The organism is Marinimicrobium sp. (assembly GCF_002695945.1).
Taxonomy (GTDB): Bacteria; Pseudomonadota; Gammaproteobacteria; order Pseudomonadales; family Cellvibrionaceae; genus Marinimicrobium; species Marinimicrobium koreense.
Genome location: NZ_NZQP01000043.1, coordinates 1 through 19810 on the forward strand (window position 1 = coordinate 1; position 19810 = coordinate 19810).

A 19810-nucleotide genomic window follows, 5' to 3' on the forward strand; every position below is an offset into this window, starting at 1 on the left:
CCCTTTCAAGACCGTAAGCGGAGGGACTCCGCGCGTCGAGCCCCCAGGGATGGGTTCACGGCGTGTCTTGAAAGGGTATCCCCTCCACGGCCCGGACTTGATGCCTCACCTAATATCGATTTTTATCCTGCTACTCCCACCAAAAAACTATACAAAACCTCTTGCCTTGTACAATAAATCGGCGTACAACTTATACAAAGCCTAGCCACTTGTATAAGAGGTGCATCGATGGATACCCACGCAGACGTCAAAATTCCGGTTGGCATCAGTGAATGCCTGCTCGGCGAGCGGGTTCGCTTTGATGGCGGACACAAACGCAACCGCTTTCTGACCGACGTCATGAGCCGCTACTTCGACTATCGGCCCGTCTGCCCGGAAGTGCTGATTGGCCTGGGTATTCCCCGCAAGCCCATCCGCCTGGTCGCCACCGACAAAGGCACCCGCGTGCGCGGGGTTCAGGACGACAGCCTCGATGTCACCGAAGCGCTGGCCGCCGAGGCCGACAAGGCGCTGGAGCGTATGCCGGACATCTGCGGCTACGTGATGATGCAGAACTCCCCGAGCTGCGGCGCCTTCCGTATGAAACGCTACGGCGAAAACGGCTACCCGCTCGACAGCGACGGGATTGGAGCCTATGCCGAACGTTTGATGGAATTGCACCCGCTGCTGCCGGTGGAAGAGGCTGGGCGCCTGACCGATGCCGGTCTGCGTGATAACTTCATCTCCCGGGTGTTCGCCTACCACGACTGGAAAACCTCCGTCGAGCCGGACCCCACGCCTGCAAAGTTGGTGGACTTCTACTCCCGGTACAAATACCAGGTAATGGCTCACCATGTGCCCAGCTACCAGTCCATCGGTCGGTTGGTGGCCCAGGCGGGAACGCGGGACATCCATGAACTGTGCAATGAGTTTCTGACCGCGTTTATGGCCGCGCTGAGTCATAAAACCACGCGCAAGAGCAATACCAACACCATGCTGCACCTGCGTGGCTACCTGCGCGACCTGCTCGATGGCAATGAACAGCAGGAGCTGTCCGAGGTCATCGACGCCTATCACGCCGGTGATGTGCCGCTGGTGGTACCGCTGACGCTGCTCAAGCACTACCTGCGCAAGGTGGATAATCCCTACCTGCAAAAGCAGACCTTCTGGGCGCCGCATCCGGAAAAACTGGGCCTTCGCAATGCCAACGTCTGAAGATCGGGAGTCGATGGTTTCTGAGGCGGTACCCATCCGCAGGGTATCCGAGCTGACCGGCGTGAACAGCGTGACCCTGCGGGCCTGGGAGCGGCGCTATGGGCTGCTCAAACCGCTGCGCACCGCCAAGGGCCACCGACTGTATCGACCGGAGGATATTGCCAGGGTAGAGGCCATTCAGCGCTGGCTCGCCCGCGGCGTTGCGGTGGGTCAGGTCCGGGCGCTGCTGGATCAGGGCGCTGAGGCTACCGAGGTGGATCTGTCGCCAACCGATCCCTGGCAGCAACACCGCCAGGTGATGGCCCATGCGCTTGCCGCGCTGGACGTGCATGCTCTGCGAAAGCGGCTTGCCGAATTGACCGCCGAGTATCCGATGCCGGTTCTGGTGGATCACTGTATTGAACCGCTGCTGTCGCAGTGGCGATCCGATGTCGGTCAGGGACGGCCTCAGTATGGGGTAACGTCGCAACTGTTGTGCTTCGAATCCGTGCTGTATGACTACTTCGCATCGGCACGCCATCGGCAGTCGGCGCCCAAGGGGGCACCGCGTCTGTTGCTGGTGGATAACGGACGCACCCCGGATTCCGTGCTGCCGATGATCCTCGCGTACAGTCTGGGCGTAAACAGGCTCCAGGTGGACTTCTTTGGCCCGGTGCCCCAGGCGGAGTGGTTGTACGCGGTGGACCAGCGGGGGGCGGATGCGGTGTTGCTCTACACCGACAGCGTTCCCGAACCAGGTTTGGAGGCCGCACACCGCGATCTGGAGCGGCAATTGGCGGTTCCGATCTGGTTGGCGGGCCGGCAGACGGCGCTGGTGGACAGCACGCTACAGCCTCATTGCCTCGGACAATCCCATAGTGAAATTCTGGCGGCGCTGGAGGCACGGCTTCCCGTGCGGGTCGAAGGTCCTGATTTCTCTGATAACGGGTCCCCCGGCTCTGGAGCATCACGATAATGACAGACAAGCTGATCACTAAAGTCACTACCCTCTACGAGCGATTTGATCCCGCGCTGATTGGTGCTCTGGATCAGATTTACGATACCGACGTGGTGTTTGAAGACCCCCTGCACCGGGTAGAAGGCCTGGTTGCCCTGCGCCGCTACTTCTCCGGCATGGTGCATGGGCTTCAGGAGTGCGGCTTTACCTTCAATCACATTCTCGAACAGCGAGGGCACGCCGATGAACCGGATCAGGCGGTCCTGCTGTGGACCATGAATTACCGCCATCCGAAGCTTAAAGGGGGCCAGCTGCTGACCCTTGAGGGGAGCAGTCATCTTCAGTTTCGGGAGCGGGTGGTGTATCACCGCGACTATTTCGATGCCGGCGCCATGCTGTATGAGCATATTCCGGTATTGGGGTACGTGATCGGCAAGCTCAAGGCGAGGCTGGGGTAATGGTGAGTTCGGACAATCAACGCATTCTGGTATGGCTGCGCAATGACCTGCGCCTGCGCGACAACCCCGCCCTGTATCACGCCGCCGAAGCGGGGCAGGGCGTGGTGGCGGTGTATGTGTTGTGCGAGGATTTTATCGAGCGGCACAGCACGGCGCCGTCACGGCTGGATTTTATTCGGCGCCATTTACGTCAGATGCAAACCGATCTGGCCGAGCGGAACATCCCCCTGGTACTGCTTCGGGTTCGCCGGGCCGCTGAAATCCCCCATCAGTTGCTATCCCTGAGCCGTCGGGAAGGCTGCCATTCGCTGTATTTTAACGCGGAATATCCCCTCGATGAGCTGAACCGGGACCGCGCAGTGGCGGAGTATTTCCATGATCACGATCGCCATTACAAGCGGTTTCATGACCGGGTGATTCTGCCCCCGGGAAAAGTGCGTAACGGCCAGGGTGAGCCCTATCAGGTGTTTACCGCGTTCAAACGGCGCTGGATCCAGATGGCCCGTGAGCTACCGATGGTGCCTCACGGCCTTCCGGCCGTGCAGCCGGAAGCCTTGGGACAGGTCAGCGACGCCGGGATGACCCTGGATAGTCTCTTCCGGGGGGTTCACCTCAAGGACCTCTCGGCACTTTGGCCTGCGGGCGAGGAGGAGGCGTTGAGCCGCCTCGCCGAGTTTGCAGACGGACCCATTCGGGACTATAAAAGCAAACGGGACCTGCCTGCGGAGGCCGCTACATCGACGCTGTCACCCTATCTGGCGGTGGGCAGCCTGTCGCCCCGCCAATGCCTGACCGCCGCGCTGAGTGCCAATGAAGGGCGCTGGGACGAGGGCAGTGAGGGCGTGACCACCTGGATCAGCGAGCTGGTCTGGCGGGACTTCTATCAGCATGTGACCGTGGATTTTCCGGTGGTGTGTAAACACAAGCCGCTCCAGGGCCACACCGACGTCTTCCCCTGGCGCGACGATGAAGAGGATTTCAACCGCTGGCGTCGCGGAGAAACCGGCATTCCCATCGTGGATGCGGCGATGCGACAGCTGCTCGACACCGGCTGGATGCACAATCGGCTCCGAATGATCGTGGCGATGTTTCTCACCAAGAATCTTCGCATTGACTGGCGTCTGGGTGAGCGCTGGTTCATGTCGCAGCTGATCGACGGCGACTTTGCGGCCAATAACGGCGGCTGGCAGTGGAGCGCGTCCACCGGGACCGATGCGGCGCCTTATTTCCGTATTTTCAATCCCGTGACCCAATCCGAGCGTTTTGATCCCGATGGCCGGTTTATCCGTAAATATGTTCCAGAGCTGGCAAGGGTTTCGACAAGACAGATACACCAGCCGCCACCGGTGTCGGGTTATCCTGCGCCGATGGTGGACCTGAAAGCCAGCCGCAAGGAGACCATTGCGTTGTTTCAGCAGCTCAATGGCTCATCGTCAAAGGGCTAGAGGAGTCGTTTATGAGCCAGTCCCAGTGGATATGGGTTACAGGTGCCTCGACCGGTATTGGTGAAGCACTGGCCCGTCGGTTATTGCAGAACGGCCACAACGTGGTGATCAGCGCCCGCTCCGCGGACAAGCTGGAATCACTGGCCCGGGCGTTTCCCGAGCGATGCCATGCGCTTCCCGTCGACCTGACGGATCGAGAGGCACTGAGCCAGGTGAGCGATCGGTTGAAGACCATTACCCATCACCTTGATTCCGTCGTAATCAACGCCGGCACCTGCGAATACATCGACGTCAAGCATTTCGATGCCGCTCCTTTTGCCCCGGTGATGAACATCAATGTGGTCGGCTCGGCCAACACCGTCGAGCTGGCACTGCCGTTTCTGCGTAAATCCCCCAACCGTGCCCAAGTGGTCGGGGTGGGGAGTATGGTCACGGTGCTGCNGCTGACCCGCAGCGAGGCCTATGGTGCTTCGAAGGCCGCCATGGANTATTTNATGCACTCNCTGCGNGTCGACCTGGCACCNGAGGGCATTGATGTGACNCTGGTTCGNCCCGGTTTTGTCAAAACCCCGCTCACCGACCGCAATGACTTTGAGATGCCGTTTNTGGTGGAAGCCGAAACGGCGGCAGAGCACATTGCCCGCGGTATGGCCCGTCGTCAGCGGATCGTGCANTTTCCCTGGCAGTTGGTGTGGACCATGCGTCTTATCAGCTGGTTACCCCTGGGCTGGAAAACAGCTCTTTTGAAAAAGATGGTGAAAGATTGAGCGACACAAATAGAACAAACGCTATGAAAGAAACGGGCTACGAAACAAAACAGATTGCGATTGTCGGCTCCGGTATCAGCGGATTGACGGCGGGGCACCTGCTGGCCAAGCGTCACCGGGTCACGGTGTTTGAAGCCGGTGAGAGCATTGGCGGCCACACGGCCACCAAGCGCGTCAATGTGGCTGGACAAGATTACGATGTGGACACCGGTTTTATCGTTTTTAACGACCGTACTTATCCGAATTTCATCAAGCTGATGTCCCGACTGGGCGTTCCCAGTCAATTGACCGANATGGGTTTTGGCGTTACTCAGCCGGGGAGTCATCACGAGTACAGCGGCAGTGGCGTCCGTGGTCTGTTCGCTCAGAAGCGCAACCTGTTTCGACCGGCGCACTGGCGGATGCTTCGGGAGATTCTGCGCTTCAATCGAGCCTGCACTCAGGCCCATGAGCAAGACCGGGTCGACCCGCAGATGACTCTGGGGGAGTACCTGGAACAGGAGCGCTATAGCCGGTTTTTCCGGGAACANTATATTCTGCCTATGGTTTCTGCGATCTGGTCCTCGGGCCTGTCCGGCGCGGCAGAGATGCCACTGATCTTCTTTATCCGGTTTTTCCACAACCACGGGCTGCTGACTGTCACCCAGCAGCCCCAGTGGTACACGGTCAAAGGCGGCTCCCACAGTTACCTGCCTCCNCTGACCCGCGAATTCGCTGACAGCATTTATACCGGTTGTCCGGTTCNCCGCGTGGAGCGAACAGAGCAGGGCGTGCGCCTGACCACAGACCGCTTTGGTGAGCAGGCTTTTGATGAAGTCATTTTTGCCTGTCACAGCGACCAGGCGCTAAAGCTTTTGGTGGATCCGACCGACCGNGAATATGACATTCTGTCGGCCATTCCCTATCAGGATAACGACGTTGTCCTGCATACTGACACCAGCATCCTNCCCAAGGCACCAGGTGCCTGGGCCAGCTGGAATTATCGGCTCAGTCCCGGACGGGACAACGAGGCGGTGTTGACCTACAACATGAACATGCTCCAGCGGCTCGAGTGNCCGGAAACCCTCTGTGTGAGCGTCAATGCCACGGAATGGCTCGATGAGCACAAAATTCTCGGGCGCTATCGCTACAGTCACCCGGTATTCAACCGGGAAAGCATTGCAGCCCAGGCGCGNTGGAGTGATATCAGTGGTGTCAATCACACCCATTACTGCGGTGCTTATTGGCGCAATGGTTTTCACGAGGACGGTGTGGTATCGGGCCTGCGCGTTGCCAAGGCGTTGGGAGAGTCCTTCTGATGCACAGCGCGATCTATCAAGGCTGGGTGCGCCATCGCCGCTTTGTGCCTCGCGGGCANGAGTTCCGGTATCGCTCGACCCTGTTTTACCTGGATCTGGATGAGTTGCCGGGGCTGTTTGAAGGGCTGTGGTTCTGGGGCTTCAATCGTCGCCGACTTGGCTGGTTCCGACGGGAGGATTACCTCCATCCCCAGGAGCCGGACTTGAAAACCGCNGTGCGCGAGGAAGTGACTCGCCAGACGGGCCACTGTCCGTCNGGTCCGATCCGGTTGTTGACCAACCTTCGCCAATGGGGGCTGTGTTTCAACCCGGTCAGTTTTTATTACTGCTTCGAACCTGACGCCGNGAAGCCCAGTGTCATCCTGGCNCAGGTNAANAATACGCCCTGGAATGAACGACATTGTTACGTGATTCCCTGCAACCCGAANACCGGCAAGAGTCGATTGGGGTTCAGGAAAGCGTTCCACGTATCGCCGTTCAATCCGATTGANATGGAATACCGGTGGATCAGCACGGCGCCGGACGAATCCCTACTGGTTCATATGGAAAACTGGCGCGAGGGNGCCTGTCANATGGATGCAACGCTCAGCCTCGAGCGGCAGGCGTGGGAACCATCGCGCCTGAATCGCATTTTGTGGCAGCAGCCCTGGCTGACGATCAAGGTGCCTCTGGCCATTTATTGGCAGGCACTCAAACTCTGGTTAAAGCGGGTGCCTCCCTATGGGCATCAGACGGCCCCGGCTTCTGAACGATCCACCACCCAAATTACGCTGGCACCCAGGAGGTAGTTGTGACGCATTCCAACCCCAGCATNGCNCGNTTNAAAGGNCATCGTCTGGCCAAACCGCGCTGGAACCAGGCGCTGGCCAAACGTNTGATNCTCAAAACNCTCTCCGCCATGGAGGAGGGCTGCCTTCGGCTGCACGATGGCGACGAGTGCCACGAGTTCGGTCAGCCGGCCGACCAGGCGGTGTTGGTGGCGGATCTGCATGTGCACGATCCCATGGCCTACGCCGAAGTGGCCTTTGGAGGTTCAGTGGGTGCCGGTGAAGCCTATATGAGCGGCTACTGGTCGACCCCGAACCTGACCCAGGTAACCCGCATTTTTGTCCGCAATATGCACGCGCTGGACAAGATGGACGCCAGCCAGTCTATGTTCGGAAAGGGGCTGCTTCGACTGTTCAGCTGGATGAATCGAAACTCGAAAGAGGGCGCCCGACGCAATATCGCTGCGCACTACGATCTGGGTAATGATTTTTTCCGACTCTTTCTCGACCCGAGCATGATGTATTCCTCGGCCATCTACCCGCGTGCCGAGTCCACCCTGGCGGAGGCTGCCGAGTACAAACTGCAGCGGATCTGCGAGAAGCTGGAACTTGGGCCCGATGACCACTTGTTGGAAATCGGTACCGGTTGGGGTGGCATGGCGATCTACGCCGCCCGGCATTACGGTTGCCGGGTGACGACCACCACCATCTCCCGTGCCCAGTGGGAGCATGCCCAGGCGCAAGTGAAAGAAGCGGGGCTGGAAGATCGGATAACACTGCTGTTCAAGGACTACCGGGACCTGACCGGCGAGTACACCAAACTGGTGTCGGTGGAAATGATCGAGGCGGTAGGGCATGAACACTTCCGGGAATATTTTGAGCGCTGCTCCCGTCTGTTGACCAGCGATGGGCTGATGTTGATTCAGGCCATCACCATTGCCGATCAGCGCTACGAGCACGCCCGCAAACACGTGGACTTTATCCAGCGGTATATTTTCCCCGGCGGCTCGCTGCCTTCGGTCGCATTGATGAGCGACCTGACGCGCCGCTTTACCGATCTGAACCTGCTGCATCTGGAAGATATCGGCCAACACTACGCGCGCACCCTGAGAGATTGGCGGCTCGCCTTTGAGGCGCAGCTCGACCGAGTGCGGGCAATGAAATTCGACGAGCGCTTTATCCGGATGTGGGAATACTATCTGTGCTATTGCGAGGGGGGCTTTATCGAGCGCAGCATCGGAACCGCACAGCTGTTGATGGCCAAGCCCAAGTATCGTCCGGAGCCGGTCTGACGTGGAACTCAAACGGCACTACTGGTGGATCAACGCGGTCATTTCACAAATCGGCTGGTTTGTGTGCGTACTGCTGGGCAATGTACCGGGCGTGGCATTCACGTTTCTGTTTGTCGTGCTGCACTTCCGGTTCGCGCCGGTGCACCCGCGGGACTGGCTGGCCGTCTGTGTCGCGCTGCCCATGGGTGTTGCGCACGACAACCTGCTCGGCTACTTCGGGGTGTTGGATTACAGCGCTGAGTCCGCCTCTGGATTGGCGCCGGTCTGGTTGACCTGTCTCTGGGTGATCATGGCACTGACTCTGCATCATCCTCTGAAAGCGTTGTACGAACGTCCCTGGTTGATCGGCGTGGTTGGCGCGGTGGGTGGCCCCATGGCGTATCTGGGTGGCGTTCGTCTGTCCGGTGTGGAGTGGGGCCTGCCGGTCACTCAGGGTTTCCTGATCATGATGGCCATCTGGGTCTGGTTGTTGCCACTGCATCGGTGGCTGGTGTTACGAGGAGAACGGTTATGTGGAAAAGTCTGATATCAGGTGTGGCGGCAGGCCTGCTTCTGCTGCCGGCGGCTCAGGCACTGGCCGAAGAGAGCGAGTACGAGATCATTGGCGCGGCCTATCATGCCGACAACATAGAGCAGTTGCTGTACGAAGAGCGGTATACGCCGGTAAATGACAGCGGCAAGGGCGAAGTGCATTACGTGGACCCGGACGGAGAACGCATTGCCGAGAAAACCCTCGATTATTCCTACGGTGAAACCAGCCCGTCATTCGAGCTTCGGGACCTGCGGCAGGATCTGCATTGGAGTGCGCGCTGGAGTGACGATGAGGAGCAGATCCGCTTGACGCGAGGTTCCCGGGAAGAACCGGAAAGTGAATCGGTGGAGGTCAAAAGCCGACAGGTGATCGACGCAGGTTTCGATCCGTTCATTCAGAATCATTGGGATCGTCTGATGGACGGGGAGCGGGTGACCTTCCACTTCGCCTTTCCCAACCGACTGACCAACGTCCGGCTGCGCGCCGAGCGCATTGACGCCGACGNCTCGCCCATNCAAAANCANGAAGAGGACTGGGTGTATTTCCGTATCCGGGTGAACAGCGCTGTGCTGTCACTGTTCGCGGATAATCTGTACCTGGCNTATGANCCTGAGGACACACGNCTGATGGTCTTTCGCGGTCGTTCCAATATTCCGGACGCCGATGGAGAGGGACGGGATGTAGAGATTCACTATCGGTACCCCTGAGGTGCCGANAACATCCAGGGTCACGATGGCCCTGGCGTAAACCCTTCGGGTTGTTTGCCCTGTAGCTCGTAGGCGAAGGCAATGATGTGAGCCACGGCCCGGTAGAGGCTCTCGGGAATTTCGTCGCCCAGCTCCAGGGTCACGAGAAGATTCACCANTTCTCGGTTATCGCACAGCGGTACCCCCTCAGCTTCGGCAATGGCCATGATCTCCCGCGCCACATCGCCCTGGCCCTTGGCGCTGACGTGGGGCGCGTGGGTGCCGTCATAAAACAGAGCCACCGCCTTTTCAATCTCGTCCGGGGTGAACCCGTTGTNCCCGTCGGTGCGCCTGTTCATGTTGTGATGTCCACCAGTGAATAGNGAATGTCNGTCATGGGCCNGGGTGGGGCGCCTGTGTGGCATTCCANCTGGGTCACTTCGATGCCTTCTTTTTCCAGCCGCTGCTGCAGGTCGTTCAGNCGCGCGCGNATGGTGTTGGCGGTCTGCTCCTGTTCCGCCCACAGNCGNGTCGCCACTTTCTGATCCCGTACCGTCACCTGAGCGTGCAGGGTGCCGGCATCCGGCAACTCAAAACTGAGTTGCACCTGCCACTGACGGATTTTTCCGCTGCGTTTTCCCGTCTCGTTTTTTTCCGGCTCCGGCTCGATTCGAAGCAGTAGCGGTTGGATCTCCTGTCCCAGGCGCATGGGCACTTCCAGGGTCAGAGTCTGGGGCGCAGGGCCGGCGTCCGCCGGGGCAAACTGTTGGGTCAGGGCCTGGCTCTGCTGAACCTGAATCCGGGCCAGGCTGTGCAGCGTCAGTTGATGAACCATCTGTAATAGTTGGGTGCGCAGGCTCCGGTCGGCGAGTTCGGGTGCCGGGCGCGCTGATACCTGCTCCAGCAGCGCACTCAGATTCAGTTCATTGCCGCGCATCAGCTCCGGTGTCTGACCGAGCCGGCTCAGCTCCGTACGCACCTGGTGCAGTACTTTCAACAGTGCGCCTTTCCAGTCCCCGTTCAGGACCTGTTGCGCCGCAACATTACCGCCGCGCTCGGTTTGGGTCGACGCCACTCCGACTCCCGCTGCGTCGCGGGCCGCAGGGCGCAAGGCGGTCAGCAGTTTTTTCTCCAGAAACACACCGCTCTCACTCAGCGCTTCGCGCATTGCGCCCGGCCGGGTCAATTGACTGGGCTCCCGCAACTGCTGAGCAGCCTGTCTCAGTGCCTGTTGCAGGTTGCTGGAGAACAACGTCCGTTGTTGCCGGATGTTGAGTAGCTGGTCCATTCGTGCAAGGGGCGGGGAGAGGTCCGGGGCGTCCTTCATCGGGAGTGCCCGTCGCAGCGCCTCGCTGAGCAGCGCAGGTCCATCGCTTGCGCGGGGCGCGGATACGCCGGTCTGGAGCCCGCCCGCCTCGGAGAGCGAGGTCGCTTTGGGAGCGGCGAGCTGCCACAAGCGGTTTTCGGCCAGATAGACGGCCACCTGCTGCCCGGGTTTGAGTGGCCGATCAGTATAGGTCACCACGTTCTGCTGTTGCACGTTGAGTCGGACCAGCTTGAGCTGGGCGGCATTGAGCAACTGCTGCTCGTCGGCCAGACGGGCGAGCTGTTGGGTCCGATTGGCGCTATCGGGTCGGCTCTGCCACTGCAGTAAGGTGTCCACCAGGCGGTTGATCAATTGCTGGCGCTGCTCGGCCGTGACCGGCGCGACCTGACGGACCTCCGCCGATACCGCTGAGGCGGGGGAGCGAGCCAGGGATTCGGTCAGCAGGCGCATCAGGCCGGATTCGCCTGCGGGACGCTCGCCGGAGGCGGGGCGCGTCAAGGGCAGAATCGGATTTGTCGGAGACAGCTTATCAACCATGTCGGGTCCAATCGGGCTTTTCATTGTGGGGAGCGATGCAACCCCGTTATAATCCGTCGCTCACCAGTATAGCGGCCAGCGGGCCGTTTTCGTATGGCGAACGGCGGCACTATTTTGGCGGAGCTCCTCCTGACATTAGAGAACCTGACCTGCGAGCGCGATGAGCGCCCTCTGTTCAGTGGTCTGACCGCCCAGCTGTACGCCGGAGAGCGGGTCCAGATTCTGGGCCCAAACGGCTCCGGCAAAACCACGCTGCTGCGCACACTGGCCGGTATCGGCGCTCCCGCCCGGGGGCGCATTGAATGGCGCGGTACCCCGGTATCCGCCTGTCGCTGGGCGTTCCGTCAGTCCCTGCTCTACATTGGCCACGCCCCGGGCATCAAGGCGGCGCTCACCCCCCTGGAAAACCTGGCCTGGTATCGGGCGCTCGGTGCCGGCAGCCAGCAGGGCGATGCCGTGGCGGCTCTGGAGCGGGTCGGTCTGGCCGGTTACGAAGATATTCCCTGTTATCAGCTATCGGCCGGTCAACTGCGCCGGGTGGCTCTGGCCCGCCTGTACCTGTCCCGGGCACCGCTTTGGATTCTCGATGAACCCTTTACCGCAATCGACCAGAGAGGGGTCGCGGATCTGGAGCAGCAGCTTCAGCATCACACCCGTCAAGGGGGGCTGGTGATTCTTACGTCCCATCAGGAGGTCCGGCTGCCGGAGCTGCGCCCGCTCAACCTGCTCGATCATCCGCCGCGCGTGGAACAGGAGGCGGGCGATGAGTACTGAGGCCGGTAGCGCCTTTGTCGCCACCCTGAAGCGGGATCTCCTTCTGGCCGGTCGTCACCCTGGCGACTGGATCAATCCGCTGGTCTTTTTCCTGATTGCGATCACCCTGGTACCCCTCGGCGTCGGGCCGGAGGCGGCGCTGCTCGCCGTGCTGGCGCCGGGGATTCTGTGGGTCATGGCGCTGCTCGCGACTCTGTTGTCGCTCGATGGCCTGTTCCGCTCTGACTTTGACGATGGCGCTCTGGAGCAGTGTCTGGTCAGCCCGTCATTGCTCTACCTGACGGTCCTCGCTAAAGTGTTGGCCCACTGGCTGGTCACCGGGTTGCCCCTGACGTTGATGTCACCGCTGCTCGGCTTGATGCTGGCACTGCCGGAGGGCGGTTATGGGGTGCTGTGTCTGTCGCTGATGATTGGCACCATCACCATGAGCCTGATTGGCTCGGTCGGGGCGGCCCTGACCGTATCGCTGCGCCGTGGCGGATTGCTGCTGTCCCTGATCGTGATGCCGCTGTATGTTCCGGTGCTGATTTTCGGCGCCAGCGCCGTCAACGACGCCGCCCTGGGCAATCAGGTGGGGGTCGCCTTGGCCGTGTTGGGCACCTTTGGGGCCATGGCCGCCGTGCTGGCCCCGTTTGCGGCGGCAGCAGCCCTGCGCATCTGCGTCGACAGTTACTGATACAAGAATCTGAGGAGCACCACCGAATGGCTTCCTGGCAATGGTTTCACCGACTTGGCTCTCCCCGCTGGTTCTATGACAAGACCGGCGCCTGGCTGCCCTGGCTGACCGCCATTGCTCTGGTGTTGCTGGTGCTCGGCACCGTCTGGGGGCTGGCCTTTTCGCCTGAGGACTTCAAGCAGGGCAACAGCTACCGGATCATCTATATCCACGTGCCCGCCGCGTTTCTCGCGCTGGCGGGCTATTACGTGATGGCACTGTGCGGGGCGGTAGGGCTGATCTGGCGAATGAAGCTGGCTTTCATGGTGATGAAATCCGCCGCCCCCATCGGCGCAGCCCTGACCTTCGTCTCCCTGGTCACCGGTGCCATCTGGGGCAAACCCACCTGGGGCACCTGGTGGGCCTGGGATGCGCGCATTACCTCGATGTTGATACTGTTTTTCCTTTATCTGGGCATCATGGCGCTGCAGAGCGCCTTCATGAGCCGCGAGGCGGCGGATAAAGCCAGTGCCGTGCTGGCTCTGGTCGGCACCGTGAATATCCCGATCATCTACAAGTCCGTGGACTGGTGGTACACCCTGCATCAGCCCGCCACGCTCAAGTTGACGTCGGCGCCCACCATTCACGCCTCGATGTTGTACCCTCTGTTGACCATGATCCTGGCGTTTTACGTATTCTATGCGGTGGTGCTGCTGCGCTACACCCGCTATGAAATACTGCGCCGCGAGAGCCGTACCGGCTGGGTGCGAGAGCTGATTGCCCAAGAGGAGCGTCACTGATGAGTTTTTACTTTGACTCGTTTGCCGAATTTTTGCGAATGGGAGGGCACGGCCCCTACGTCTGGGTGTGTTATCTGATCACCTGGGGAACGCTCCTGTACCTGTTGCTGAGCCCGGGTATCCGCCGCAAGCGCTGGTTGCGCCGACAGGCGGCACTGCTTCGCCGCTCGGCGCGGTCAGCGGAGTAACCGGCGGCGGTGACGCCCCAATCCTGATACACTGCGGCTTCTTTCGGCCGCCTTCGTGAAGAGAAGTGAAGTAGCCTATGCATCCCGTCCGTCGACAACGTCTGTTCATGGTGCTTTTTGTGGTGGTGTTTTCCACCCTGGCAGTGGGTCTGATGGCTTACGCCTTGCGCGCCAATATCAATCTGTTTTACCCGCCCGGTCAGATCGTCTCCGGTGAGGCGCCGGTGGATACCCGGATCCGCGCCGGAGGCTGTGTGCGTCCGGGCAGCGTGCAGCGCTCCCAGAGTGGCGATCTTGAGACCCGCTTCGACCTGACCGATGGCGTGGTGGACTTCACCGTGACCTATGGCGGTATCCTGCCGGATCTGTTCGCCGAGGGAGAAGCGGCGGTGGTCAACGGAACGCTGGGAGCGGATGGCGTTTTCCGGGCCACGGAAGTACTGGCCAAACACGATGAAGAATACATGCCCCCGGAAGTCGCCGAAGCAATGTCGGCGGCCGGCGGCGATCATGACGAAGGCTGTGGAGTGATGGTTTATGGTCCCTGAGATTGGACATTTTGCGCTGATTCTGGCGCTGGCCTTCAGTCTCGCTCTGGCCACGGTTCCCCTGGCGGGCTCGCTGACCGGCAATCAGCTGCTGATGCACACCAGCCGCTCCCTGGCTACCGGTCTGTTCTTTTTTGTCGCCGTGTCGTTCGTCTGTCTGACGATCGCCTTTGTTCAGGATGATTTTTCCGTGTCCTACGTGGCCGGGCACTCCAACTCCCTGATGCCGGTGTACTACAAGATCAGCGCTGTCTGGGGCGGGCACGAGGGTTCACTGCTGCTTTGGGTGTTGATGCTGTCCGGCTGGACGCTCGCCATTGCACACCTGAGCAAAAGCCTGCCTCTGAGCCTGCGCGCCCAGGTGCTGGCGGTGATGGGTTTTGTGGCAATCGGCTTTTTACTGTTCATGCTGCTGACCTCGAATCCGTTTGACCGGCTGCTGCCGCTGCCGCCGGAGGAGGGCAGTGATCTGAATCCGCTGCTCCAGGACTTCGGGCTGATTGTGCATCCACCGGTGCTGTACATGGGGTACGTGGGGTTTGCCGTCAGCTTCGCTTTTGCTATCGCCGCACTGATCAGCGGCCGGATGGATGCGGCCTGGACCCGTTGGGCCCGCCCCTGGACCAATACCGCCTGGGCTTTTCTGACCCTGGGAATCGCCCTGGGGAGTTGGTGGGCTTACTACGAGCTCGGTTGGGGAGGCTGGTGGTTCTGGGATCCGGTTGAAAACGCTTCTTTCCTGCCCTGGCTGGTGGGTACCGCGTTGATTCACTCCATGGCGGTAACCGAAAAGCGAGGATTGTTCAAAAGCTGGACCCTGTTGCTGGCCATTTTTACCTTTGCTTTGAGCTTGCTGGGCACCTTTCTGGTTCGCTCAGGAGTGCTGACGTCGGTGCATGCCTTTGCCAATGACCCGGAGCGGGGCGTGTTCATTCTGATGTTCCTGTTGCTCGTGGTCGGCGGCTCATTGACCCTATATGCACTCCGGGCACCGGTGGTACACACCACAACGCGGTTCACGGCAACCGCGCGGGAAACGTTCCTGTTGGCCAATAATATCCTGCTGGTGAGCATCATGATCAGTGTGCTACTGGGCACGCTGTATCCGCTGATTGCCGATGCCCTGGGCTGGGGCAAGATTTCCGTGGGGCCGCCGTACTTCAACGTGTTTTTTGTCCCGCTGATGGGCTTGGTGTGCCTGCTTATGGCACCGGGTGTTTCCAGTAACTGGAAGCGGACCACCTGGCAGCAATTGCGTCAGCTTCTGTGGAAGCCTCTGACCATCAGTGTGGCGGGCGGTGCGCTGTTTCCCGCCCTGTATGGTGACCAGTATTCCTGGCAGGCCGGCCTAGCGGTGTTCTTCGCGCTGTGGATCGTCACTGCGGGCATCTCGGATTTGAGCTACCGGTTGCGTCACAGCGAACGCTGGTGGACCGGCCTGAGAAAGCTGACCTTGAGTTATTGGGGCATGCAGCTGGCGCACGCCGGTATCGCGGTCACTACGATCGGTGTCTGCCTGAATACCGTGTACACCGAGCAGCGGGATGTCCGCATGGCGCCCGGCGAGTCAGTGCGCACAAGCCACTATGAATTTGTGCTTGAGAGTGTTGAGCGGGTCCGTGGGCCCAACTATCTGGCGGATGAAGCCCGTATCCGCGTTTCCAAAGACGGTGAGTACCTGTTTCAGATGACGCCCCAGAAGCGACGCTATCTGGCCGGCGGCAACCTGATGACAGAGGTGGCCCTGGACCCGGGACTGTTCCGGGACCTTTACGTCGCCATGGGTGAGCCGCTGGAGAATGGTGCCTGGGCCATGCGGGTGCACATCAAACCGTTCGTACGCTGGATCTGGCTCGGGGCGATTTTCATGGCCCTCGGTGGGGGGCTGGCTGTGGCCGATAAGCGCTACCGCCGGCTGGCCCAGAAGGAAGCCGATAGTCACGCGCCTACCCTGGGAGGCGAGGTCACCGAATGAATCGTCTGAAGCTGTTTATCCCGCTGATGATTTTTGCAGTACTCGCGGTGCTGTTCTGGCGTGGACTGAGCCTCGATCCAACCGAAATGCCGTCCAGCCGAATAGGCGATCCGATGCCCGCGTTCAATCTGCCCACGGTACGGGATGCCGATGCGCAGATTACCGAGCAGACCTTCAAGGGTGAGGTGAGTCTGGTCAATGTCTGGGCCACCTGGTGCGCCGCCTGTCGGATCGAGCACCCGTTTCTGGTGCGGTTGGCCGAGCAGGGAATGCCGATTTATGGCATCAACTATAAAGACGATGTAGAAGAGGCCAAGCGCTGGTTGGCGCAGTTACATGATCCTTATCGTCTGAGTGTGGTCGATCAGGACGGTCGTCTCGGGGTGGATCTGGGCGTGTTTGGGGCGCCTGAGACCTATGTGGTCGATAAGCAGGGCGTGATCCGTCATCGCCATGTTGGGATTATCGACCAGCGTGTGTGGGATGAGGAGCTTGGGCCCTTGGTGGAGCGGTTGAAAGCCGAGTAGGGCGGATAAGCGCGAAGCGCGTCATCCACCGTTGGAGACTGCCGTGGTTCGTGTATGTGGAATGTGGCGGCAGAGGATGCGTAGGGCGGATAAGCGAAGCGCATCCGCCGTAACCCAACCTCGAATCGAACTTCTTGGCGGTCTACTGTCTTCGCCTGATCTCATTGGCAGCGCTCCGCGCTGCGCAGACCGGACGGGACTCATGGGCGCCGTCCATGGCGCCCACCCTTCGGGCAGCGCTTTGCGCTGTGCCAATCGGCTATCCTGCCGATTGGTCGAACCCGGAGCGCGGGTTCTCGCCCATCACATTCCACGATACATACGAAAAAGGCCCACACTTTCGTGTGGGCCTTTTTCGTATGTATGGCGGACCGGACGGGACTCGAACCCGCGACCTCCGGCGTGACAGGCCGGCATTCTAACCAACTGAACTACCGGTCCAACGGTAGCGTGAACGGATGTGGTGGGTGGTACAGGAGTCGAACCTGTGACCTACGCCTTGTAAGGGCGCCGCTCTACCAACTGAGCTAACCACCCCCGTTCAGGAGCTGCGTATTCTAATGAAACGAGGGCTCAGGTCAATTCCTTTTTGGCATTTTTTTCAAAAAACTTTCTCTGGCGAATTTATTCGGGTTTCTCGCCACCTGAGAGAGGGGCTTGTTATACTCTTCGCTCTCGAATCAGCAGAGGGGGCGTTTGCCTTGAGGTCATTGGTGCGGACTTGGTGGTTTATGGGGTGGCTGTTGATGTTGCCCTGGTCGGCGGCGCAGGGCGCCGTGGATATCCGTGAATTTGACAGCGAGACGGACCGGCAACGGTACCAGAGCTTTATTGATGAGCTTCGCTGCCCCAAGTGTCAGAACCAGAATCTGGCGGGATCTGATTCTCCGATTGCCAAGGACCTGCGTGATCAGGTCTACCGGATGATCAAAGAAGGGCGCGCCGACAAGGAAATCACCGACTTCCTTGTCGAGCGCTACGGCGACTACGTACTCTACCGCCCCCCACTGAAAGCGGCCACGCTGGCGCTCTGGCTCGGGCCGGTAGTGGTGTTGTTGCTCGGTATCATCATCCTTATCTGGGTAGTGCGTCAGCGACGCAGCAGCGGGCTGGCCCCGACCGAGACGGCCAAAAACCTCACTGATGCCGAACGCTCCGAGCTGGACCGGCTGTTGAATTCTTCCGACGACGAGAATCCCGAACGATGATGACTCCTTTGTGGTGGGTCATGGCCCTGATGGTGGTCGTGGCTCTGGCGTTTTTTCTTTGGCCCATGCGACGCAAGGCGACCGGTTCACACCTTGAACAGGTGCGCCGGCGCTACCTGGAAACCAATGTGGCGCTGTTTCGCAAGTACCTGGCGGAGCTTGAGGCCGACCGGGATGCCGGGCGCATCAATCAGGAAACTTTCGAGCAACTGAAACTGGAGCAGGAGCGAGCCCTGCTGCAGGAGGAGCGCGAGCTGGCCAGCAGTAAGCCGGTTCGCGGGCGGGCGCTGCCCGGCGGTCGCGTGCTGGTGATTGTGGCGGCGGCATCCATGGTAGGCAGTCTGGTGTTTTATGAGTGGCGCGGTGCCAGCGAAGATGTGTTTCTGGCAGATCTTCAGGCGAATAAGGCTCGTCTTGATCGGGAAGAGCGGATGAGCGACCAGCGGGTCGATCCCAGCCGGACCTGGGAGCTGGTGGAGCACATTCAGGCCCGCCTGAAAAAAGAACCGGACTCCACTCAATATCTGTTCCTGCTGGCGCACTATTCCCGCGAACTGGGCCACTACGACCAGGCGGTGGACGCCTACGAGCGGATACTTGCGCTCGAACCCGGCTCCGCGCGTATTCGTGCCGAATTGGCGGAAACCCTGTTCATCCGGGACGACAATCGGATTGGCGAGCGCGCCCAGACCCTGATCGAAGAAGCGCTGGCCGCCGACCCCCAGGAGACCACGGCGCTGGGTCTGGCGGGTATCAATGCCTTTGGTCAGCGCAACTTTCAGGACGCGATTGATTACTGGCAGCGCGCACTGGAGGTAATGAATCCGCAATCCGGCAACGCCATGGCGTTTCAGAGAGGGATTGACCGGGCCCGTCAGGCGCTAGGGGAGTCCGGTGAACCCCAGACAGCCGACGCCTCGGAGGGCAAGGTCAGCGTCACGGTTGAAGTGTCGCTTAGCGAGCAGGTCCAGTACGACGGTGACGAAACAGTGTTCGTTTACGCCCGTGCCTGGGATGGATCACCCATGCCCCTTGCCATTCAAAGGGTAGCGGCGAGTCAATTGCCATTATCCATTACTTTGGATGAAACTATGGCCATGTCACCGGCGGCCTCACTGGCCACAGTGGAGCAGGTAGAACTGGTCGCACGGCTATCGCCCAGTGGGGACGCTGTTCCTCAGGCCGGCGACTGGGAGGGGCGTATGGGTCCGGTTGACCTGGAGAACCGCTCTGAGCCCCTGACCCTGGTCATTGACGAGCCCATCGCCGAATAGCACAAATCCGTGTAGAATCCTCGCTTTTGCTGAGCGCTCCGAAGCCCGAGTCTTTGGAGCGCTAAAATTCTAATGATTTCAATGGGCTAGGCGACGGCAATCCGGGCGCCGAACGTCGAAACAGAGTGATAGGGACCTATGCGCCTCAAGTGTATCAAGCTGGTCGGTTTTAAATCCTTCGTCGACGCGACCACGGTCAACTTTCCCAGCAACCTGTGCGCGGTCGTGGGCCCCAACGGCTGCGGCAAGTCCAACATCATTGACGCCGTCCGCTGGGTAATGGGGGAGTCCTCCGCCAAAAACCTGCGCGGCGAAGCCATGACCGACGTCATTTTCAACGGTTCCAACGCCCGCAAGCCGGTGGGTCAGGCGTCCATCGAGCTGGTGTTTGATAACTCGGACAAAACCGTGCAGGGCGAATACGCCGCGTTCAACGAAATTTCCATCAAGCGGAAGGTCACCCGCGAAGCCCAGAACTTCTACTACTTGAACGGCACCAAGTGCCGCCGTCGGGATATTACCGACATTTTCCTTGGCACCGGCCTCGGCCCGCGCAGCTACGCCATCATCGAGCAGGGCATGATCTCACGCCTGATTGAGGCCAAGCCCGAAGAGCTGCGG

General features: G+C 60.2%; 21 protein-coding genes and 2 tRNA genes. 19 read left to right on the forward strand and 4 right to left on the reverse strand.

The features are described 5' to 3' along the window. Window positions 1–228 precede the first annotated feature (228 nt). The 9 genes from CMG77_RS09905 to CMG77_RS09945 all read left to right on the forward strand — a co-directional run bounded on the left by CMG77_RS09905 (window position 229) and on the right by CMG77_RS09945 (window position 8684). The gene (locus CMG77_RS09905) at window positions 229–1194 is read left to right on the forward strand and encodes a YbgA family protein (RefSeq protein ID WP_286805884.1); all 966 of its coding nucleotides are present in this window, start codon (window positions 229–231) and stop codon (window positions 1192–1194) included. Continuing rightward, window positions 1181–2149 carry a MerR family transcriptional regulator gene (locus CMG77_RS09910; RefSeq protein WP_286805882.1) on the forward strand — a complete coding sequence of 323 codons (969 nt, stop codon included), beginning with the start codon at window positions 1181–1183 and terminating at the stop codon, window positions 2147–2149. Before CMG77_RS09905 ends, CMG77_RS09910 begins: the two co-directional genes overlap by 14 nt. Further along, window positions 2149–2589 carry a nuclear transport factor 2 family protein gene (locus tag CMG77_RS09915; RefSeq protein ID WP_286805881.1) on the forward strand — a complete coding sequence of 147 codons (441 nt, stop codon included), beginning with the start codon at window positions 2149–2151 and terminating at the stop codon, window positions 2587–2589. Before CMG77_RS09910 ends, CMG77_RS09915 begins: the two co-directional genes overlap by 1 nt. Then, the gene (gene phrB / locus CMG77_RS09920) at window positions 2589–4034 is read left to right on the forward strand and encodes a deoxyribodipyrimidine photo-lyase (protein WP_286805880.1); all 1446 of its coding nucleotides are present in this window, start codon (window positions 2589–2591) and stop codon (window positions 4032–4034) included. The genes CMG77_RS09915 and phrB overlap by 1 nt, the downstream gene beginning before the upstream one ends. An 11-nt stretch (window positions 4035–4045) precedes the next feature. Next, the gene (locus tag CMG77_RS09925) at window positions 4046–4801 is read left to right on the forward strand and encodes an SDR family NAD(P)-dependent oxidoreductase (RefSeq protein WP_286904308.1); all 756 of its coding nucleotides are present in this window, start codon (window positions 4046–4048) and stop codon (window positions 4799–4801) included. Window positions 4802–4824: 23 nt separating this feature from the next. Further along, on the forward strand, window positions 4825–6099 hold the full coding sequence (locus CMG77_RS09930; RefSeq protein WP_286904310.1) for an NAD(P)/FAD-dependent oxidoreductase: 1275 nt from the start codon (window positions 4825–4827) through the stop codon (window positions 6097–6099). Beyond that, complete coding sequence (locus CMG77_RS09935; protein WP_286904311.1) at window positions 6099–6887, forward strand: DUF1365 domain-containing protein; 789 nt, start codon at window positions 6099–6101, stop codon at window positions 6885–6887. The genes CMG77_RS09930 and CMG77_RS09935 overlap by 1 nt, the downstream gene beginning before the upstream one ends. Before the next feature lie 401 nt (window positions 6888–7288). After that, window positions 7289–8158: a class I SAM-dependent methyltransferase gene (locus CMG77_RS09940; RefSeq protein ID WP_502691835.1), complete on the forward strand. Its 870-nt coding sequence runs from the start codon at window positions 7289–7291 to the stop codon at window positions 8156–8158. 1 nt (window position 8159) lies between these two features. Next, a complete protein-coding gene (locus tag CMG77_RS09945) occupies window positions 8160–8684 on the forward strand; it encodes a DUF2878 domain-containing protein (protein WP_286904315.1) in 525 nt (174 codons plus the stop codon). Window positions 8685–9417: 733 nt separating this feature from the next. Here CMG77_RS09945 and CMG77_RS09950 read toward each other — a convergent pair. Next, entirely contained in the window at window positions 9418–9735 is a 318-nt protein-coding gene (locus CMG77_RS09950) for an EscU/YscU/HrcU family type III secretion system export apparatus switch protein (protein WP_286904317.1), read from the reverse strand. Further along, window positions 9732–11264 (reverse strand): flagellar hook-length control protein FliK, encoded by a 1533-nt coding sequence (gene fliK / locus CMG77_RS09955; RefSeq protein ID WP_502691830.1) that lies wholly within the window; start codon window positions 11262–11264, stop codon window positions 9732–9734. The genes CMG77_RS09950 and fliK overlap by 4 nt, the downstream gene beginning before the upstream one ends. Window positions 11265–11333: 69 nt before the next feature. Here fliK and ccmA point away from each other — a divergent pair, with 69 nt between their 5' ends. The 7 genes from ccmA (at window position 11334) to CMG77_RS09990 (ending at window position 16707) form a co-directional block, all read left to right on the forward strand. Further along, window positions 11334–12014 carry a cytochrome c biogenesis heme-transporting ATPase CcmA gene (ccmA, locus tag CMG77_RS09960; RefSeq protein ID WP_414673879.1) on the forward strand — a complete coding sequence of 227 codons (681 nt, stop codon included), beginning with the start codon at window positions 11334–11336 and terminating at the stop codon, window positions 12012–12014. After that, complete coding sequence (gene ccmB / locus CMG77_RS09965; protein ID WP_286875681.1) at window positions 12004–12690, forward strand: heme exporter protein CcmB; 687 nt, start codon at window positions 12004–12006, stop codon at window positions 12688–12690. Before ccmA ends, ccmB begins: the two co-directional genes overlap by 11 nt. A 26-nt stretch (window positions 12691–12716) precedes the next feature. Further along, window positions 12717–13469 (forward strand): heme ABC transporter permease, encoded by a 753-nt coding sequence (locus CMG77_RS09970; protein ID WP_024460140.1) that lies wholly within the window; start codon window positions 12717–12719, stop codon window positions 13467–13469. Continuing rightward, window positions 13469–13657, forward strand: a complete 189-nt coding sequence (gene ccmD / locus CMG77_RS09975; RefSeq protein WP_024460141.1) for a heme exporter protein CcmD — start codon at window positions 13469–13471, stop codon at window positions 13655–13657. Before CMG77_RS09970 ends, ccmD begins: the two co-directional genes overlap by 1 nt. A gap of 77 nt (window positions 13658–13734) precedes the next feature. Then, window positions 13735–14205: a cytochrome c maturation protein CcmE gene (gene ccmE / locus CMG77_RS09980; protein WP_286875679.1), complete on the forward strand. Its 471-nt coding sequence runs from the start codon at window positions 13735–13737 to the stop codon at window positions 14203–14205. Further along, the gene (locus CMG77_RS09985) at window positions 14195–16180 is read left to right on the forward strand and encodes a heme lyase CcmF/NrfE family subunit (RefSeq protein WP_024460143.1); all 1986 of its coding nucleotides are present in this window, start codon (window positions 14195–14197) and stop codon (window positions 16178–16180) included. The genes ccmE and CMG77_RS09985 overlap by 11 nt, the downstream gene beginning before the upstream one ends. Beyond that, window positions 16177–16707 carry a DsbE family thiol:disulfide interchange protein gene (locus CMG77_RS09990; RefSeq protein WP_286875673.1) on the forward strand — a complete coding sequence of 177 codons (531 nt, stop codon included), beginning with the start codon at window positions 16177–16179 and terminating at the stop codon, window positions 16705–16707. The genes CMG77_RS09985 and CMG77_RS09990 overlap by 4 nt, the downstream gene beginning before the upstream one ends. A gap of 364 nt (window positions 16708–17071) precedes the next feature. Here CMG77_RS09990 and CMG77_RS09995 read toward each other — a convergent pair. Together CMG77_RS09995 and CMG77_RS10000 are read right to left on the reverse strand one after the other, a co-directional pair. Continuing rightward, a tRNA-Asp gene (locus CMG77_RS09995) sits at window positions 17072–17148 on the reverse strand. 20 nt (window positions 17149–17168) lie between these two features. Next, window positions 17169–17244 (reverse strand) — tRNA-Val (locus tag CMG77_RS10000). 194 nt (window positions 17245–17438) lie between these two features. On the opposite strand from CMG77_RS10000, the gene CMG77_RS10005 reads away from it, so the two are divergent. The 3 genes from CMG77_RS10005 to CMG77_RS10015 all read left to right on the forward strand — a co-directional run. Continuing rightward, window positions 17439–17915: a cytochrome c-type biogenesis protein gene (locus tag CMG77_RS10005; protein ID WP_286804592.1), complete on the forward strand. Its 477-nt coding sequence runs from the start codon at window positions 17439–17441 to the stop codon at window positions 17913–17915. Then, window positions 17912–19189 (forward strand): c-type cytochrome biogenesis protein CcmI, encoded by a 1278-nt coding sequence (gene ccmI / locus CMG77_RS10010; protein ID WP_123637349.1) that lies wholly within the window; start codon window positions 17912–17914, stop codon window positions 19187–19189. The genes CMG77_RS10005 and ccmI overlap by 4 nt, the downstream gene beginning before the upstream one ends. 138 nt (window positions 19190–19327) lie before the next feature. After that, the coding region (locus CMG77_RS10015) for an AAA family ATPase (protein ID WP_286904323.1) at window positions 19328–19810 on the forward strand (483 nt) is incomplete at its 3' end.

What these genes read in the sequence shown, in the direction of transcription:
- ccmD (WP_024460141.1), top strand. Translation starts at nt 13,469, where the DNA reads ATGAGTTTTTACTTTGACTCGTTTGCCGAATTTTTGCGAATGGGAGGG.
- CMG77_RS09990 (WP_286875673.1), top strand. Translation starts at nt 16,177, where the DNA reads ATGAATCGTCTGAAGCTGTTTATCCCGCTGATGATTTTTGCAGTACTC.
- CMG77_RS09940 (WP_502691835.1), top strand. Translation starts at nt 7,289, where the DNA reads ATGAATCGAAACTCGAAAGAGGGCGCCCGACGCAATATCGCTGCGCAC.
- CMG77_RS09905 (WP_286805884.1), top strand. Translation starts at nt 229, where the DNA reads ATGGATACCCACGCAGACGTCAAAATTCCGGTTGGCATCAGTGAATGC.
- CMG77_RS09915 (WP_286805881.1), top strand. Translation starts at nt 2,149, where the DNA reads ATGACAGACAAGCTGATCACTAAAGTCACTACCCTCTACGAGCGATTT.
- ccmE (WP_286875679.1), top strand. Translation starts at nt 13,735, where the DNA reads ATGCATCCCGTCCGTCGACAACGTCTGTTCATGGTGCTTTTTGTGGTG.
- CMG77_RS09970 (WP_024460140.1), top strand. Translation starts at nt 12,717, where the DNA reads ATGGCTTCCTGGCAATGGTTTCACCGACTTGGCTCTCCCCGCTGGTTC.
- ccmB (WP_286875681.1), top strand. Translation starts at nt 12,004, where the DNA reads ATGAGTACTGAGGCCGGTAGCGCCTTTGTCGCCACCCTGAAGCGGGAT.
- CMG77_RS09985 (WP_024460143.1), top strand. Translation starts at nt 14,195, where the DNA reads ATGGTCCCTGAGATTGGACATTTTGCGCTGATTCTGGCGCTGGCCTTC.
- ccmI (WP_123637349.1), top strand. Translation starts at nt 17,912, where the DNA reads ATGATGACTCCTTTGTGGTGGGTCATGGCCCTGATGGTGGTCGTGGCT.
- phrB (WP_286805880.1), top strand. Translation starts at nt 2,589, where the DNA reads ATGGTGAGTTCGGACAATCAACGCATTCTGGTATGGCTGCGCAATGAC.
- ccmA (WP_414673879.1), top strand. Translation starts at nt 11,334, where the DNA reads ATGGCGAACGGCGGCACTATTTTGGCGGAGCTCCTCCTGACATTAGAG.
- CMG77_RS09910 (WP_286805882.1), top strand. Translation starts at nt 1,181, where the DNA reads ATGCCAACGTCTGAAGATCGGGAGTCGATGGTTTCTGAGGCGGTACCC.
- CMG77_RS10005 (WP_286804592.1), top strand. Translation starts at nt 17,439, where the DNA reads ATGGGGTGGCTGTTGATGTTGCCCTGGTCGGCGGCGCAGGGCGCCGTG.